This window comes from Pseudanabaena sp. FACHB-2040, assembly GCF_014696715.1.
GTDB lineage: Bacteria > Cyanobacteriota > Cyanobacteriia > Phormidesmidales > Phormidesmidaceae > JACVSF01.
Genome location: NZ_JACJQO010000013.1, coordinates 204078 through 219038, shown reverse-complemented (window position 1 = coordinate 219038; position 14961 = coordinate 204078). Strand labels below are relative to the sequence as shown.

Here is a 14961-nt window from a genome sequence, read left to right as displayed (position 1 = left end):
GCAAAGCGAGCAAACCCTAGAAGAAATGAAAGGCTGCTCAGTACTTCTCGCTATAAACGCTACTGGCCATAGCCACTACATTCCGGGAATTACCAAGCGAATATCCAAAAGATACTCAAAATTGGAGAAAACCAAGGCTAGCTGCAGAAGAAGTTATACAGACAGCTAACGCAGGCCGAAATAGCGTTTTTAGGAAGAATTTTTAGACAGTCGATACCGCTCCAAAAGCTTACATATAGCTTAGCGTGTTAGTCCCAAAGAGACTCAGCCATTTTACGAGAATACGTCCCTTTGAATAAAATTTAATACCGTTTTCAACAAAACTAGGGCCTTTATTCGCTAGCTAAGCCCGAGCTGCTCCTGGCAAAATCAGCATCGCATCTCCAAATGAATAGAACCGATAGTCTTGCTCAATCGCCGTCTGATATAGCTTCAACAGTCGCTCTCGACCGATTAGCGCACTGACGAGCATCAAAAGACTTGATCCCGGCAGGTGAAAGTTCGTAATCAGCCCATCTAGGACTTGCCAGCGGTAGCCTGGATAAATGAAAAGGTTGGTTTTCCCCTGTAGGGGCATTAGCTGTCCTGTTTGAGCTGCGCCTTCCAAGGCTCGAGTTACCGTCGTCCCCACGGCAATAACGCGCCCCCCCTTGGCCTTTACCTGCTGAATTTTCTCCACAGTTTCAGGCGGTACATCTATCCACTCGCTGTGCATGGTGTGAGTGGTAATGTCCTGCACCTCCACCGGGCGAAAAGTGCCAACCCCAACATGGAGCGTAATAAAGACGTGGTCGATGCCCTGCGAAGTTAAGCGGGCCAGCAGTTCATCTGTAAAGTGTAGGCCGGCAGTCGGGGCAGCTACAGCTCCAGCCGCTTGAGCATAAACCGTTTGGTATTGATCTGGGGCCGCCTGGCTGTCAGTAATATAGGGCGGTAACGGCACTTGGCCCAGACGGTCAATCACGCTGTCGAGAGGCTCTCCTGAAGGCACCGTGAACTCCAAGATGCGGCCACTGGTTTCGGGATCGGTCTCAATCACTTGGGCAACTAGCTCAGGGGCATCCCAGCTTCCACCAAAGTAAATAGTGGCACCGGGCTTGAGCCGACGGCCAGGTCTCACCAGTGCTGACCACCGTTGAGGGGCTTGTTCCTCCAGCAGCAGAACCTCGACAGCACTGGATCCATTAGCTTTGTGGCCATAGAGCCGAGCCGGGATGACGCGAGTATTGTTGAGCACTAATAGATCTCCCGGGCGCAGCAGATCGGGCAGGTCGCGAAAGATGCGGTGCTGATAGGTAGTTGGAGAGTCTACCACCAGCAGCCGGGAGTGATCCCTGGGGGTTACCGGGTTCTGTGCTATTTTTTCGGGCGGCAGGTCGTATTCATACCCAGTTAGCGAGTAGTTGCTCTCGGGAAAATGCTGAGAAGCACTACCGGAGGGGGCTGGAGGGGAGCTATCCAATCGCTGAATGATAGCCGGGTTAGTATTCTCACGGTCGATTTCAGGATGATTTGATCCGCCCATTGCCACTTTTATCCTTAGAAATAGGGAGATACCCCCAGACCAGAACGGGGACTTCTCCCCTAACCAAATACTGTGTAAGCCAGGACAATAGAAACTGTAGCACCACCAGAAGTTAGATGATGGAATATACCTATTACCTCGCCAATGCCAGCCTGACCCTTCGGGTGGTCGAGCATCTTTTGGGTACGCCACGGCTTCCACTCGACTTCATGACGGTTATTCACCAAATCGATGGGTGGGTTCTGCGCATCAAGCTGCACGATGTTGTTGACTCCTACGACGCTGAAGATTTTAGAGCCTTTCTCAACGAACTAGGCATTTCCCATGATCCCGGCATCCGGGTGCGGATGGCTCTGTGGGGTCTAGAAACAGGTCAATCCCCGGTGGATGTTATGCGCCGCTACCAGGTTGCTATTGTCTCCCACGGTCGGCCCGACCGGGATGAAATCGAAGCCTTTCGCCGCCAGTTTGTCATGGGCTTGGGCTATTGCCCAGAAACCCTGGCTTAGGTAACTTCAGCAGGAGATCTGAGGCAGGGGATCGATCGCTTTGAGCCGACCTGAAGCTCGGGCCACCTGATAGGAAATACACCTAAAAAAGTAGAAAACAAGGACAGGCTTGAGCCTGTCCTTTTCCATTTGAGAACTCCGCCTAAGAAATTCTAGGAATCTGTTGGGTGCGCTTAGATGCTGAGGAGAGCCCAACAGCCTAGACTCCCTCAGCATTAATACCTAGGACAGGTTGCCCGGATAAGAAGGGGTGTCTCCATTGCTAACAATGGCCTTCATTCCTTCAAGAGCTGCTGGAATGCTGCGGGGATCCATGAACATTACTTTGCTGCTGTCGCTGCTGCCGATCTTTAGCCCCATCTCCAGATAGCCCTGGGCAACCAGAAACTGCAGCGCTTGGGCGGCGGTGGGATCGCTATGGAGGGCCTTGCTGATGACCTGCATTGCTTCTGAGGTGGCCTGCGCCCGCAAGACTTGCTCCTGTCGAACTGCCTGAGCCTTCATGACAATCGCCTTTTGTTCGGCTTCGGCATCTAAGATCAGGGATTTCTGCCGGGCTTCGGCAGCTAGAATCTGCGACTCGGCCTGACCACGAGCGGAGTTGACAGTGGCTTCTCGCTCTCCTTCGGAGGTCAAAACTGCTGCCCGCTTGCGCCGTTCAGCCGCCATCTGCAGTTCCATAGACTCCTGGACTGCTTTGGAGGGGACAATGTCACGCAGCTCCACACGGGTGACTTTGACCCCCCAGGGATCGGTGGAAATGTCTAGTTCTCGCAGGAGAAGTTCGTTGATTTCAGAGCGAGCGGTAAAAGTTTCGTCTAGCTCTAGCTTGCCCATTTCAGCGCGAACTTGGGTAAGCACCAGATTGACCATCGCCGACTGCAGATTCTCAACCTTGTAGTAGGCCTTCTCCAAGTCCACAATGCGCCAGTAGACGACCGCATCAACACTGATCGAGACGTTGTCTCGGGTGATGCACTGCTGCGGCGGAATATCTAGCACCCGCTCCCGCACGGTCTGCTTGGAGACCACGCGATCAATAAAGGGAACGGTAAAGTTGAGGCCGGGGGTGAGCTTTTTGCCGTTGTATTTGCCCAAGGTTTCTACCAGGGCCTCGTCACTCTGGTTGACAATTTTGACGGAGTTGGCGGCAACTGAGCCACCGAGCACAAGCACAACCAGCAGACCAAACAAATCTCCCATTGATTTACTCCTGTCTAACGGGGAGGGAAAAGGTAGCGTTGGCACCTAGACACAGCCGGCAACCGATGGACCGCCGTCAGGACTGAATTATGTTTTCGGGCATGATGAACAGGGTGTTGCCGCGCCGCCGGACGACCATGACCATCTGATTGGGCGCGATCGCAACCGTCTCATCTTCACAGCGGGCCTGCCAAGAATTGCCCTCATACAACACTCGCCCCACCTCCCCTGGCGGGATCTCTGTCAGGGTGCGAGCTTCAGTCGCATCTGCCAGAATGTAGGGCGTCCGTTTGGGCACGAAATACCGCAGCGAAAAGATAAAAATCAGGGAAAACACCATCCAGATCCCAACCTGGAGACTAAACTGAGGCACCAGCGGACTCAGCAACGCCACGATAAAGGCACTGATGCCCAGGGTGGATTCTACAAAGGCGGTGGGGATTAGGAGCTCCATCAGGCAGAGCGCGGTGCCCACAATAAGCCAAAACAGGGCGGGGGTGATAGGAAGCATGACGGATGCGATCGCGCATTTAGAGAGGAACTACACAGGCTGGATCGGCAATTCCGTAGGAAGCAGAGGCTCTGTAGGGAGGATGCCCCACGGGGATACCGATATCCACTACGATTAATCTATCTTCAGGGTGAGGGAGACAAGCCCTGATCCTGATTGTCTTAAGGCAACACCAGGGGTTTGAAGGTAACTATGAATCGTCCCGAACGCTTACCCTCCCGGTACAAGCCCTACCTGTGGGTGTTGGGCGAAGGGATCGAGACGCTTCCCGTTAATGAACTGGTTGGCCAGCGCTTCCGGGTCATCGCTCCCCACATCTGGCTAGACACCCAGCCGGAGCTGCGTCCGCCTGCGCCCGACACGCTGCCGCCCCGAGCGATACCCTATCTCAAAGCCCATCCTTACCGGCTACACGTTCCGGGCGTATACGGCATTTTAGAAGGCTCCGGCATTGCGCCTATCGTTCTGCTAGACAACAGCCCCATCCATCCCCAGTCGGGTGAGCTGCTGCCATCTCTAGAGACCGCTTGGGCCGAGGCCAGTCCCGTGCGGCAGATTCACTGGCTCTGGCAAATTTGGGAGCTGTGGCCAGTCTTGTCAGAGTTAGGCGTCGCCAACAGCTTGCTGAAAAGAGACAACGTGCGGATCGAGGGTTGGCGAGTTCGGCTGCAGGAGTTAGTCAGCCATCAGCCGCAGCCGGAGTCGATCGCGGCCTTGGCTGAGGTTTGGCAGCCCCTAGCCCAATCGGCCCATCCTACTATGGTAGAACCGCTAACCGATTTTGTAGGAAGCCTGCACAGCCAAAGCCGCGAGGGCAGCGACAACACTTGGCTAGAGCAGGCTACCGCGCGTTTAAATCAGCTCCTTCTGGCCCAAGCCGCCCAAGTATCGGTACGGGTTTCTCTGGCTGGAGCCACCAGCGCCGGGCCTACCCAACCCCGCAATGAAGACACCTGTTTCCCTGACGGCGTGTACCAGCCCGCTATAGACAGTGGGGCTCCCTGCTTGGGCATTGTCTGCGATGGGGTGGGGGGCCATGCTGGCGGTGAAGTCGCTAGTCAGCTCGCGGTGCAGTCTCTACAGCTACAGCTGCGGGCCTTACTGACCGAAGCTCAGGAAGAATCTCAGGTGCTGCCGCCCACGATAATCAAGCAGCAGATTGAAGCCGTCATTCGCATCGTCAATGACGTGATTAACCATCAAAACGACAACCAGAGTCGGGCTGAGCGACAGCGCATGGGTACGACTCTGGCAATGGCGGTGGTGGTGCCCCAGCGCATTGAAACCGAGCAGGGCTGGATGCGGGTAGATGAACTTTATATTGCCCACGTAGGCGATAGCCGGGCCTACTGGATTACCCCCGACTACTGTCATTTGCTGACAGTCGACCACGATATTGCCGGACGCGAGGTGATTGCCGGACGGCAGCTGTGGTCAATTGCCCAAGAGCGCCCCGATGCCGGTGCCCTAACTCAAGCCGTGGGTACGCGCAGCACAGATTATCTGCATCCATTTGTTCAGCGGTTTATTGTCGATGAAACTGGGGTTTTGCTCCTGTGCTCTGATGGGTTGAGCGACTACCACCGGGTTGAGGATGCCTGGGCCAACTACATTGGCCTAATTGTCAAAGACATTGTTTCGCTAGAGTCTGCCGTGGCCTCTTGGATTGAGCTGGCGAACCAGAAGAATGGGCATGACAATGCCGCTGTGGTGCTGATGCACTTTAAGGCCACGACCAAAACTCCAGTTGCCCTATCAACCGAAGTTATGGATCGGCCTGAGGGGCCTCAAACCGAGCTGACGGCAGCCTCCCGCGCCCTCCTTTATGGCGAAACCCCCGCCGACTCGGACGACGGCGCTGCAGCAGATCGAGCAGGCGCTCTAAAACCTCGCTCTATTGCCTGGTGGGTCTGGTTGCTGGCTGCAGTGATAGTCGTGGGCGGGGCGTTTAGTCTGCTGACCCTGCTGCGTCCCCCGGCAGACCCAAACCCTGGCCCAGTGCCAAGCCAAAACGAGCCTTAGGAAACCTAAACGGGGTTAAGCCGGGCCACAGACCTGATTACGGCCTGCGTGTTTGGCCTGGTAAAGGTGTTCATCAGCAACTCGGATGAGGGCTTGAGGATTGCCCTGCTCAGTTGGCACCAGTGTGGCTACGCCCAGGCTCAGCGTCACCCGCTGATGCACAGAACTGTGGTGAGGAATGCTCAAATCCTGAAGCCGTTGGCGGATTTTTTCAGCGACCTGCAGAGCCCCCTCCAAATCAGTCTCTGGCAGCACTAGGGCAAACTCTTCGCCGCCGTAGCGAGCGGCTAGATCAGCAGCTCGACAAGCTGAGTCTTTTAAGATCCCAGACACCTGCTGCAGACACTGATCGCCTCTGGGGTGACCGTAGGTATCATTGAACAGCTTGAAGCAGTCTACGTCACACAGAATGAGGGACAGGGGAGCCTGAATTCGCTTTAGCCGCTGCCACTCCTGCCGCAGGTGCTCGTCAAACCGGGTTCGATTGGCTAGCCCGGTCAGGCCATCTTGAGTAGAGAGCTGCTGCAGATTGTGGTTGGCGGCTTCTAGCTGTTTATATAGCTGACCCTGGTGAATTGCGATCGCAGCCTGAGAGGCCACCTGGCTAAGCAGCTCTAGCTCTTGCTGTGACCAGTGGCGTGGTTCCTGACAGTGGTGGGCGATTAGCAGACCCCAGAGCTGATCCTGGTAGGCAATGGGAACTACCAGGTTGGCCTTCACCTCGTAGCTGACCAATAGGTTGAGATGGCACTCGGCCAGGCCCGCCTCCTGAATGTTGTCAATGGCCCGCACCCGGCCTTGACGATAGTACTTGACATAGCGATCTCGAAAACAGGGCTCGTCGATAGTTTCTCCCACAATCGACAGGCAGTTGGGCGCAACCGATTCTTTCACTACCTGCCCTGTCCAGTCATCATTAAACTGGAACAGGATGACTCGATCGGTTTTCAGCAGGTAACGAACCTCGTTGACAGTGATTGAGAGAATATCGTTGATATCGAGGGACTGCCGGATCTTCTCGGTAATGGTGCGAACCAGCCGTTCTCGCTTTAGCTGCTGCTCCATCTCCCCCTTGAGCTGCTCATACTCCAAAATTTTGGCAGCAAGTTCTGAGGAAGATGCATTGACAATCTTTTGATCGAGTCTTTGGGCAGGCAAGGGGGCACTGGCTAACAGTTGAGGCAGCCGCCCACCCTGGGCCATCGAAGTACCTCTACTGCTCTCGTGAACAGCCGTCTTCTCAGGTGCAGATAGCGCCTCGGAGGAAGCCAGAAAATAGGAGGATGGCTCAACACTGCTTTGAGCAAACTGGTCAATTAACCATTGAAAAATCGCGCTGCTAGGCTGCGGATGGCAGACATGGTAGCCCTGAATGCGATCGCACCCCAATCTACGCAAAAAGTCCATCTGATCATTCGTCTCCACCCCCTCCGCCAACACCTTCAGATTCAGCCCGTGACCCAGCGCCACAATCGTTTTCACAATGGCTGCATCGCTCTCATCACTGGTCGCATTGAAAACGAAGGATTTATCAATCTTCAGGGTATCGACCGGAAAATGCTTAAGCGTGCTCAAGGAGGAATAGCCCATGCCAAAGTCATCTAGGGAAATGTGAATACCCAGATCCCTCAAGGCATTCAGGAGGCTAACCGTATGAGCCATATCTCCAGCTGCCGTTTCCTCAGTGATTTCTAGCTCCAGCTCCCCCGGATTAATTCGAGCTTCCTGCAGCACCTGGCGGATAAACGGCACCAGACTATCTGAGGCAAACTGACTAGCAGAAAGATTAACCGCAATGCGAACCGGCGGTAGACCAGCCAATCGCCAGAGCCGGTACTGCTCACAGGCCGTTTGCAGCACCCATTCGCCAATCGGCTTGATCAGCCCGGTCTCTTCTGCAATCGGAATAAACTGCCCCGGCGACACTAGCCCCAACTGTGGATGCTGCCAGCGAATCAGCACTTCTAGCCCCACCACACGCTGCGTCTTCAGATCCCACTGAGGCTGGTAGTAGAGCACAAACTCCTGCCGATCAAGCGCCTTATAGAGATCATTGGCGATCCCCTGGTGCAGCAGACTGCCAGCTCCCATCGCTGGAGAGTAAATTTGATACGTGTTGCGGCCCAGATACTTAGCCTGATACATCGCAATTTCAGCGTGCTGAATCAGCGTATCGACCGAATCACCGTCATAGGGGGCCACAGCAATCCCCAGGCTGCCCGTTAAGTAAATCTCCTCGCCCTGGAGGGGAAATGGGGTTTTTAAGCACTCTACTAGCGCTTGGCTGAGTCGGTTTACATCCGCTGTGCCCTGCACGTGGGGAAACAGTAGGGCAAAGCCATCTCCATGCCAGCGAGCCAGAAAAACGGGCAGATTCCCTAGAGGGCTAGGAGCCAGAGTCTGTAAAGATTGCTGCAGGCGTTCGGCTACATTTTGCAAGAGATAGTTGCCAAAGGTATGGCCATACGCTTCATTAATGCCTTTGAAGCGATCTAGATCAAAAATACCGACCGCTAAAATATCTCCTTCTCGCAGGCAATGCAGCAGCGCCAGACCAAGCTGCTTGGTAAACAACAGCCAGTTGGGTAGCTGAGTCAAGACATCATGAGAAGAACGATGGTGGACTACCCGGCTAACCCAGTGCTGCATCAGGCCCATATAGAGGTACAGCCCCACCGCCTGAGCTAGTCGCAGGTCTGCTGGCGTCCAGGGAGTCACCTGCCGGTAATGCTCTAGCCAGGCAGCAAAGGATTCTCTGGGGCGCTCGTTGCGAGGGTCGTGGCTTTTTTGTCCGGCCCAGGAAACTTCTACAGTTTGCGCCTGTCGGAACAGCGTTAAATACCCCACCGCCTGATCCCGAGCATTGAGGGGAACCACCATGACTAACTCAATACCCGGTTCCTCAAAGGCAGTGCTCAAAATCTTGCACTCATCCTGCTGCCAATCCGTCAGAACATGAGGCAGCGGCAGGTAACCTGGCTCCTCACTGTCCGGCTCTGTCTCGATTGAATAATGAGTGGGCTCTGTTTCGAGTTCCTTAACAGGCTCTAAAGCAGCACAGAGAATGGGCCACAGGCTACTCTCTTCTAAGTTCTCAACCGCAGGCTGCACGCCGTAGGTAAATGTAGTTGATCCATCCTTTAAAACATTGGGCAGCAGGTGTAGCCGAGACCCCTGCGCCGAAAAAGCTTCTGCTAGCTTCTCCAGAATTAGAACCCAGTTTTCGGCAGCCGGAACCTGTTGCCCCATTAGGTTAGTCAGGGTCTGCAGCAGCATCTCCTGCTGCGCTTGCTGCTGCACCTGCTGCACTAGATTGTGCTGAGAGAGCGCCACCGAAATTTGATCAACCCACAGCTGCACCGTCTGCAGTTCCTGCTCTGAGAAATGATGGGGATCGCTGTGGTGAGCCACACAGAGCCCCCACAGGTTGCCCTGATGTACGATCGGCACAGTGAGAGACGACAACACTCCCATCGAGAGCAAATACTGGACATGACAGGGATCAACCGGCGCATAGCGAATATCATCCGAACCCAGCTTGACCCGTGATTTTTGAACTCCAGAGGCAATTAGCGTCTTTTTTTTTGACAGCAGATCGACAATTACCCGCTGCCGAGCTTTTAGAAAAATTGCCCGGGCCTGAGGGGGCACATCACTGGCCGGGAAATGTAGCCCTAGCAAAGAGGGCAGCCGTTCATCGGCGCGGGCTTCCGCAATGACTTGTCCGCTATCGTCTGGTGAAAACTGATAAATTTTTATCCGGTCAACGTCGAGGAAACTTCTCACGTATTCGGTAATTCGCTGCAGGCTTGCTCGCAGATCTAGGCCATCTCTAAAACAGTCTGCAATCTGATGTAATAATTCATCCTGGTGCTGCACGTGCTTAAGCATAATAATTGTGCTCCTCTGCTGAGCGGGCAGCTAGCCTTATCAAAGGCAGAGCTACTCCAAAGCTTTCTCCCATAGATCCAGAGTGGGAACAACTGTAGTATTAATCACGCTTCTGAGATGAAACTTATAGAAGCGAGCGAGGGGTAGAAGAGAGAAGGCAGCGGGCAAGAGACAGGGGGCAGAAGGGGCAGATTCTCTGACTTCAGATCCCGATTGGGTCTTCAAACAACACTTCTTATTTATTTGCTAAGCAAGCAGGGCTAAAAATTCGATCTACCTGTATCTGGGTTTTGTGATTAAATATCTACCTACTAGTAGGTAGATATTGTAGGCATCGGGAAAGTATGCGTCTCAATAAGTCTTATTCGATCCTTGAGGTTGGCCAGCGGCTAACACAAACTCGCGGCTACAACGCTTTTAGCTATGCTGACATCTCGGAGCAGGTCAAAATCCGTAAAGCTTCGATTCACTACTACTTTCCCAGTAAGGCAGATTTGGGCCGCAAGCTAGTGATGCGTTATCGACGCGAGATGCGGCGGCAGCTCCAAGCGATTGAGCAGGCGACAGCGTCTCCGTGGGAGCGGCTATCTCAGGTGCTGCAGCTATATCGGCAGGGGCTAACAGCAGACGGGCTTTGCCTCTGTACTGTGCTGTCGGCAGAGTTTTTGACGCTGCCTGATGCAGTCCAGAGCCAGGTGCGAGAGTTTTATAGCGAACTGGAATCGTGGGTAGGACAAGTGATTAGCGCCGGACAGGCAACGGGCTGTTTTAGGGCAGACAGCTCACCGGAAATGATGGCCCAGAGCTGGCTCGCAAGTCTTCAGGGCACCCAGATGCGGTGCCGGCTGGCAGCCGATCGAATTGGGCAGTGGGATGCGATCGCACCTTACCTGCTGGGTCAGTTGACTGCTGCCTAATCTGCCCCACGGATGCACCGGGCGCTCCTGACGACAGATCCAGGGCTTATAGACGCGGCTTAAGCTGAAATATCCCAGCTCGAATCTGGGATCAACCCTAAAGCAACCGCACACTGGAGGATTCACCATGCCAGGTGGAAACGCAAGCCATAAAGGATCAGGAGATAAGCCCAACGTTAACGCGGCTGGAATTGTGGGAGAAGCATCTGATCCCTCAACCGCACCCCAGGAGGAACTGCCCGAGGTGATGATGAACAACGCTGCCCACCGCGCAGAGGAGGCCGAAGTCCATCCGCCTGCGCTGGAGCGCCCCCATGACAGCGGCAACTCGGAAGACTAAGTTCAGCAGCAGATTGAACCTCGGCGCTAGTAGGCTGTCTGGACAAACCATTCAGCCTAAGCTCAGAACTCCCTGTTAGGATCGGTTTTGGGCAATTATTGGCCCCTCTACTCTGTCCGGCACTGGGAACTATGCAAATTTACCTGGACTATAGCGCCACCACGCCACCGCGCCCGGAAGCGATCGCAACCATGCAGGCAGTCATGACTGAGCAGTGGGGCAATCCCTCTAGCCTGCATGAGTGGGGCAATCGCTCGGCTACGGTGCTAGAGCAGGCCCGCATGCAGGTCGCCGGACTGCTGCAGGCCCCACTGGACTCCATTGTGTTTACAGCGGGAGGCACCGAGGCCGACAATCTAGCAATCTGGGGAGTAGCCCATCGCTACTCCCACCCCCAACACCTGATTATTTCTAGCATTGAGCATTCGGCCATTGAGCAACCGGCCCAACGGCTGGAGCAAGCTGGCTGGCAAGTCACCCGGCTTCCGGTGGATGCTGCCGGACGGGTACATCCTACGGCCCTGCGCTCCGCCTTGCGGGACAATACAGTGCTGGTTTCCTGCATTTACGGCCAGAGCGAAATTGGCACTCTACAGCCAATTGAGGAGCTAGGCCAAATTGCCCGTGACCACGGAGCCCTATTTCATACCGATGCCGTGCAGGTAGCTGGGCGGCTGCCGATAGATGTACAGACGCTGCCCGTTGATCTGGTGTCTCTCTCTAGCCATAAGCTGTACGGGCCTCAGGGAGCGGGTGCCCTTTACGTTCGGCCTGGGGTGGAGCTGGTGCCACTGATTGGGGGAGGTGGCCAAGAGTTTAAGCTGCGCTCAGGTACCCAGGCAGTAGCCAGTATTGCCGGATTCGGCATTGCTGCCGAGCTAGCCGCCCATGAGCTGCCGACCGAGACGCTGCGGCTTATTCACCTACGGGACCGGCTCTTTGACCAACTAGCGGATGTTTGCGAACTGGCGATTACGGGCGATCGTCGTCAGCGCCTGCCCCACCACGTCAGCTTTTGCATCAGGGCTGCCGATGGGGAGCAAGTCAGCGGCAAAACCCTGGTACGGCAGATGAACCTGGCCGGGATCGGGATCAGTGCCGGATCGGCCTGCCACAGTGGTAAGCTAGCCCCTAGCCCTATTCTCAAAGCGATGGGCTATAGCGATCGCGCCGCTAAGTGCGGCATTCGCCTCACCCTCGGACGGCACACCACAGAAGCCGATATCGACTGGACGGCTGTGGTGCTGCGGCAGGTGTTGGCCCGGTCGCTGAACGAGTTGACCGTTTCGCAGGTGGGATAGTTAGGGTATGACCGGACTGCCAACAAGTTTAGAAGATGCGATCGCACAGGCCAAGGCAGCGACTCGCATCGCCTTTCAAGATGGCGTGCCGCGCCTACTGGTGGAGCTAGTCTACCCAGAGCTGAAGGCGATGCCGGTAGCCGAGGCCTACATCCCAGTCCTGCAGGAGCTGGGGCTGGCCTTTAAGGTTTACTTTCCCGATGCTGGTGCTGCTGCGCTAGCCCGCCGTGACTGGGACAACCCAGAATTTAGTGTGCGGGCTATTGGCGAACTCAAAGGGCAGATTGAGCCAGAAGACGAAGCCTTTTTGTTTGTGGATCCCTCTGCGGTGGAAGTCAACGCCGTAGAAGAAATGTGCACTCAGGCAGGCGGACGACCCGTGATTATGCTCAACCCGCGCCTAGAGGATGTTGCGATTATTGGCATTGGCTACGCCGGACGGCAGCTGCGGGAACGCTTCTTGAGCACGCTGGAACAGGTTTATTACCTGCGCCCCCTAGAAGGGGCAGTTTTGCTGCGGAGTTACCCCGGCCCCTGGCAGGTCTGGCGAGAAACGGCAGAGGGCCACGAATTGGTGGCTGAAATGCCCCAAAAGCCATCCGGTGAAGATCTAGACCGCATTCTGTTTGGAGAAGTCGCGCCTACCGAAGACGAAGCAGCTCCGGTCAAACGACGCAAAGGCGGATTTTTAGCAGAGCTGCAGAGCTTTCTTCGGGCCTTAAGTCAGTAGAGCAGCCTTTTTCTCGCTTCAACTTTTTCATTTCTACGGGGAAGATTTTTGCCAGACCTTAACCGTGTTGTCACTGCCGCCGGTGGTAATAACCTGTTGTGCGGGGCCTTCCACATAGCGGTAGATATCAGAGTCAAACCCGTGAAGCCGCTCTATGGGCTGCCTTGAATCCATATCCCAAACTACCAGGGTGCCGTCAGCGCTAGCAGTCACAAACGTCAAGCTGTTGGAGCTGACCACCACATCATTGACTGATCGATCGTGTGCGGTCACAGTATCGACCAAATCTCCGGTGGCAAGATCCCAGAAGCGAACTGTCTTATCCGCACTAGCGCTGATCAGAACTTGGTTGTCGGGGCTGGTCGCTAAGCTGTTGATAAAATTCTGGCTAGCCTGGAATTCTGTCTCCTCTTGAGTCTGAAGGTTCCAGGTCTCAAGGGCTGCCCCCCCGGCAATTAAAGACTCCCCATTGCGGTTAAACAGAAGCGTATTGACGAGCGGACCCTGCTCTCTCAACTGCTCAATCAGTTCTCCAGTTTCAGCATCCCACAGCTTCACCATGCCATCAGCACTGCCGCTAGCCAAGATTTTGCCGTCAGGGCTGATAGCTAGAGCGTTAATTGGGCTGTCGTGGGCCGATGGCAAAGTTTGCTTGAGCTGCCCTGAAGCAATATCCCAAATTAAGATGTCCTGATCAGCCCCTGCACTGTAGAGAGTCTGCTGATCGGTGCTGAGGGCTAGGGTATTGATAACGCTTTTATGTCCTTCCAAAATCCGCGCTGGCGTTTCCTGGTTTAGGTTCCAAATTAGAATTTTCCTGTCTACGCCGCCGCTAATCAGGGTGTTGCCATTGACCAACAGCAGTGCCTTGATTGGCCCTGTGTGTTCCCCCAAGGTCCGAGCTAGGGATACCGTTTGCACCGGAGCCGGTTGAGAAGCCGATGGAGTCGTATCGCGCGATCGCAACACCCCCGACCACACAGCAGGCACCCCAATCAGCAGGGCCAGAATAGCCACACCTGACCATATCCACCGCTTTTGCAGTGGTTGCTCAATCTGAGTAGTCGTCTGCGGCTGAGTTGCCTCAGGGGAGTTTCCCAGCGTCGTCGTCGGCCAAGAGGGCATTTCGGGTACCGTAACTGGCTCGACCATGATCGGCGGCGGCTGAGATTGGGCAGAGCGCACCGCCATGAGCCGCTGCAAGACTTCCTCAGTGGTCTGAGGCCGATCGATGGCTCTAGGCGCAATTAGATCATCAATTAAGTGAGCGAACCCTTGAGAAATCTGCGGCGCATAAATGCGCCAGTTCAGGGCATTGGTGCGAGAGTCATAAATAGTCGGGTCGCTGGGGTTTTTGGCTGTCAACAGATAGATCATCGTTCGCCCCAGCGCATAGAAATCAGACTGGGGTACGGCCTGTCCCTGCTCTTGCTCAGGCGGCGTGTATCCAGCGGAACTAACGGTGGTAATGCCGCTGGCTCCCAAATGGGCCAGGTAGGTTTCGGTCATTTCCCGTGCTGCGCCAAAGTCCACTAGCACCAGCTGGCCGCTGCCGCGCAGCATGATGTTCTCAGGCTTGATGTCGCGGTGAAAGTAGTTTTGCTGATGCACCAGATGCAGCACATCAGCTAGCTGCGTTAGCCACAGCAGGGCCTGCTGTTCGCCAATGGTATGGTTTCCCTGCTGCACCATCCACTGCTTTAGATTGGGGCCATCGATCTTTTCCATGACGATGCAGTGGAGCGGCTGATGGCTGCCCTTGGGGGCATAAACAAAGTAGCCATCTACATCTACCTGGGGCACACCGGGGTGGTTCAGCCGACTCAAGACCATCGCCTCACGCTGAAACAGTTCCAGCACTTTGGCGTTAAGGGTATGAGATTCTTTCAGAACTTTGAGGATTTTGGGGATGTTTCTTTCGTAGGCTTCGTAGACCTTACCAAAACCACTCTGGCTGCTGATCAGCCGCATCACTCGGTAGCGATCCTGCAACAAAAGATCTGAACCACAGC

The 14961-nt window shown here is 55.0% G+C and carries 11 protein-coding genes; 6 read left to right on the top strand and 5 right to left on the bottom strand.

All coding sequences use genetic code 11. The features are described from left to right. Positions 1–343: 343 nt before the first annotated feature. Positions 344–1525, bottom strand: coding sequence for a tRNA preQ1(34) S-adenosylmethionine ribosyltransferase-isomerase QueA (gene queA, locus H6G13_RS16720; RefSeq protein WP_190484753.1), 1182 nt, complete (start codon positions 1523–1525; stop codon positions 344–346). 119 nt (positions 1526–1644) lie between these two features. On the opposite strand from queA, the gene H6G13_RS16715 reads away from it, so the two are divergent. Continuing rightward, positions 1645–2034 carry a hypothetical protein gene (locus tag H6G13_RS16715; protein ID WP_190484751.1) on the top strand — a complete coding sequence of 130 codons (390 nt, stop codon included), beginning with the start codon at positions 1645–1647 and terminating at the stop codon, positions 2032–2034. 222 nt (positions 2035–2256) lie between these two features. Here the strand turns inward: H6G13_RS16715 and H6G13_RS16710 are convergent, their stop codons facing one another. Both H6G13_RS16710 and H6G13_RS16705 read right to left on the bottom strand, forming a co-directional pair. Beyond that, positions 2257–3237: an SPFH domain-containing protein gene (locus H6G13_RS16710; protein ID WP_190484747.1), complete on the bottom strand. Its 981-nt coding sequence runs from the start codon at positions 3235–3237 to the stop codon at positions 2257–2259. A gap of 76 nt (positions 3238–3313) precedes the next feature. After that, a complete protein-coding gene (locus tag H6G13_RS16705; RefSeq protein WP_190484745.1) occupies positions 3314–3748 on the bottom strand; it encodes an NfeD family protein in 435 nt (144 codons plus the stop codon). 192 nt (positions 3749–3940) lie between these two features. Between H6G13_RS16705 and H6G13_RS16700 the strand changes: the two genes are divergently transcribed. After that, positions 3941–5770: a protein phosphatase 2C domain-containing protein gene (locus H6G13_RS16700; RefSeq protein WP_190484743.1), complete on the top strand. Its 1830-nt coding sequence runs from the start codon at positions 3941–3943 to the stop codon at positions 5768–5770. A 15-nt stretch (positions 5771–5785) separates the two neighbouring features. On the opposite strand, the gene H6G13_RS16695 is transcribed toward H6G13_RS16700, so the two are convergent. Next, the gene (locus tag H6G13_RS16695) at positions 5786–9661 is read right to left on the bottom strand and encodes a diguanylate cyclase (protein ID WP_190484741.1); all 3876 of its coding nucleotides are present in this window, start codon (positions 9659–9661) and stop codon (positions 5786–5788) included. A gap of 344 nt (positions 9662–10005) precedes the next feature. Here H6G13_RS16695 and H6G13_RS16690 point away from each other — a divergent pair, with 344 nt between their 5' ends. The 4 genes from H6G13_RS16690 (at position 10006) to H6G13_RS16675 (ending at position 12949) form a co-directional block, all read left to right on the top strand. Then, a complete protein-coding gene (locus H6G13_RS16690; protein ID WP_190484739.1) occupies positions 10006–10578 on the top strand; it encodes a TetR/AcrR family transcriptional regulator in 573 nt (190 codons plus the stop codon). Between the two features lie 127 nt (positions 10579–10705). Beyond that, complete coding sequence (locus H6G13_RS16685; RefSeq protein WP_190484738.1) at positions 10706–10918, top strand: hypothetical protein; 213 nt, start codon at positions 10706–10708, stop codon at positions 10916–10918. A gap of 131 nt (positions 10919–11049) precedes the next feature. Then, on the top strand, positions 11050–12219 hold the full coding sequence (locus tag H6G13_RS16680) for a cysteine desulfurase family protein (RefSeq protein ID WP_190484736.1): 1170 nt from the start codon (positions 11050–11052) through the stop codon (positions 12217–12219). Between the two features lie 7 nt (positions 12220–12226). Continuing rightward, entirely contained in the window at positions 12227–12949 is a 723-nt protein-coding gene (locus H6G13_RS16675) for a DUF1995 family protein (RefSeq protein WP_190484734.1), read from the top strand. A gap of 33 nt (positions 12950–12982) precedes the next feature. Here the strand turns inward: H6G13_RS16675 and H6G13_RS16670 are convergent, their stop codons facing one another. Next, entirely contained in the window at positions 12983–14944 is a 1962-nt protein-coding gene (locus H6G13_RS16670) for a serine/threonine-protein kinase (protein ID WP_190484731.1), read from the bottom strand. Between the last annotated feature and the right edge of the window lie 17 nt (positions 14945–14961).